This window comes from Methylobacterium sp. CCH5-D2, assembly GCF_001556475.1.
Taxonomy (GTDB): Bacteria; Pseudomonadota; Alphaproteobacteria; order Rhizobiales; family Beijerinckiaceae; genus Methylobacterium; species Methylobacterium hispanicum.
In genome coordinates this window covers 1-2,019 of sequence record NZ_LSIX01000106.1, presented here as the reverse complement: position 1 = coordinate 2,019, position 2,019 = coordinate 1, and the positions used below count along the sequence as shown (strand labels likewise).

General features: G+C 76.5%; 3 protein-coding genes. All 3 read left to right on the top strand.

Annotated features, from left to right (window positions below; all coding sequences use genetic code 11):
- Positions 1 to 426: SDR family oxidoreductase (locus AX737_RS02215; RefSeq protein ID WP_156453488.1), on the top strand; the 426-nt coding region annotated here is incomplete at its 5' end.
- The gene (locus AX737_RS02210) at positions 419 to 1,534 is read left to right on the top strand and encodes a hypothetical protein (RefSeq protein WP_066918660.1); all 1,116 of its coding nucleotides are present in this window, start codon (positions 419 to 421) and stop codon (positions 1,532 to 1,534) included. The genes AX737_RS02215 and AX737_RS02210, both read left to right, overlap by 8 nt.
- Positions 1,531 to 1,989, top strand: a complete 459-nt coding sequence (locus tag AX737_RS02205) for an NUDIX hydrolase (RefSeq protein ID WP_066918658.1) — start codon at positions 1,531 to 1,533, stop codon at positions 1,987 to 1,989. The genes AX737_RS02210 and AX737_RS02205 overlap by 4 nt, the downstream gene beginning before the upstream one ends.
- Positions 1,990 to 2,019: the final 30 nt, after the last annotated feature.

Sequence of the window (2,019 nt, the reverse complement as noted above, 5' to 3'; positions counted from 1 at the left end):
GGCTGGGCCGACTGGCAGCGGGTGTTCCAGGTCAACTTCTTCGCGCCGATCCTGCTGGCGCGGGGCCTGTGCGACGAGCTCGCCCGCGCCCGCGGCTCGATCGTCAACGTCACCTCGATCGCGGGCTCGCGCGTCCACCCCTTCGCGGGTGCGGCCTACGGCACCTCGAAGGCGGCGCTCGCGGGGCTGACCCGCGAGATGGCGGCCGATTTCGGCCCCCTCGGCGTGCGGGTGAACGCGATCTCGCCCGGCGAGATCGACACCTCGATCCTCTCGCCGGGCACCGAGAAGCTCGTCGAGCAGATCCCGCAGCGCCGGCTCGGCACCCCGGACGAGGTCGCCAAGGCGATCTACTTCCTGTGCACCGAGGCCTCCTCCTACGTGAACGGCGCCGAGCTGCACATCAACGGCGGCCAGCATGTCTGACGGCCCGTTCGGGGCCGGTCCGGTGCTGGGGCTGCTCGTCGCGGCGATCGCGGCCCCGGCCGTGGCCCAGCCCGCCGTCACGGTGCTCGACCTGCCCTTCCGGGTCACCGCGATGCGCGGCCCCGCGAGCGAGGTCGCGGTCGCGGTCGCGACCTCGGGCCTGCTGCCGCTGGCCAAGCCCCGCGCGGCCGTCCCGGCCCTCGAGACCGGCGAGGAGGACAGCGCGCCCATCGTCGTGGTCTGGGGCGAGGGCGGCGGCGCCGCGCTCGGGCTCGCGGACGGCGCGGTCCGCACCACCCTGCTCGGCGCCGAGGCGATCGAGGGCCTGGCTGCCGCCGAGACGCCGCGCGGGGCTCTGCCGGGCTCGCGCCGAGCCGTCTCCGGCGGGCTCTCGGCCTACCTGACCGGTCCAACCCGCGCCGCCGGCGTCCCGGGTGCGGCCGGCCTCACCATCCGCGAGCGCCAGCCCCTGGGCGTGACCGCCGAGCCGAAGACGGTGCCGGTCAAGACCGTGACGGTCTCGGCCGGAGCGGATTCCGTCTTCGCGTCCGCGCGTCCGCGCGCCCTGCGTCTCGCCGGCCGGCCCGCCTTCCTCGCGGCCACCCTCGACGGGACCTCGGGGTCCGGCCTCGCGCTGATCGGCCATCGGGCAGGGAGCGCCGACTGGAGCGTCCTGGCGCGCGCGCCGGTCCAGCCGACGGCGCCGACGCGGATCGCCGCACTGGCGGATTTCACGCGCTCCGGCACGCCGCAGGCGGCGACCCTGCGGGGCGACGGCGTGCTCCAGCTCTGGACGCTCGGAGCGGACGCCGTGACGCTCGCGGCCGAGGCCGAGGGCTACGGCGCGGGCGCGCCCGACGCCGATCTCGCCGCGCCGGTCGAACCGGATGGAACCGGGAATGCCGACCTCGCGCTGCCGGTCGCCGGCGGGCAGGCCCTCGCATTGGTGTCGGTGAAGGGCGGCGTCTCCGAGCGGTTGCGGGCGGCGCTGCCGGCCGCGGCCGAGCACGGCGTCGCGGTGCTGGGGCGCGGGACGGGCGCGCGGATCCTCGTCGGCCTCGCCGACGGGCGCGTCGCCGTGGTGGCACCGGAGGGCGCGAAGCCGTGAGCGAGTCCGAGAGCCGCCTGTTTCCGGCACGCCCCTTCGTCGGCGCCTCGATCGCGGTGATCCGCGACGACCGGGTGCTGCTCGCCGCCCGCGCCAACGCGCCGATGCGCGGCGTCTGGACCCTGCCGGGCGGCCTCGTGGAAGCCGGCGAGACCCTGGCCGAGGCGGCGCTGCGCGAGCTGCGCGAGGAGGTTGGGCTGGAAGCGCGGGTCGTCGGCGTGCTCTCGCCGACCGAGATCATCGATCGCGACGCCGAGGGCCGCGCGCGCCATCACTACGTCGTGCACCCGCACGCGGCGCTCTGGCAGGGCGGCGAGCCGGTGGCGGGGCCCGAGGCGCTCGGGGTGCGCTGGGCACGGCTCGACGAGGTGGCGGAACTCGCCACGACGCCCGGTCTCGTCGGTACCCTGACCGAGGCCTTCGCCCGCGTGAGCGCTCTGGAGCCGGTGCTGTGAGGGGTTTCCGCGAAGGAGCGAGAGCCGGAT

What these genes read in the sequence shown, in the direction of transcription:
- AX737_RS02210 (WP_066918660.1), top strand. Translation starts at nt 419, where the DNA reads ATGTCTGACGGCCCGTTCGGGGCCGGTCCGGTGCTGGGGCTGCTCGTC.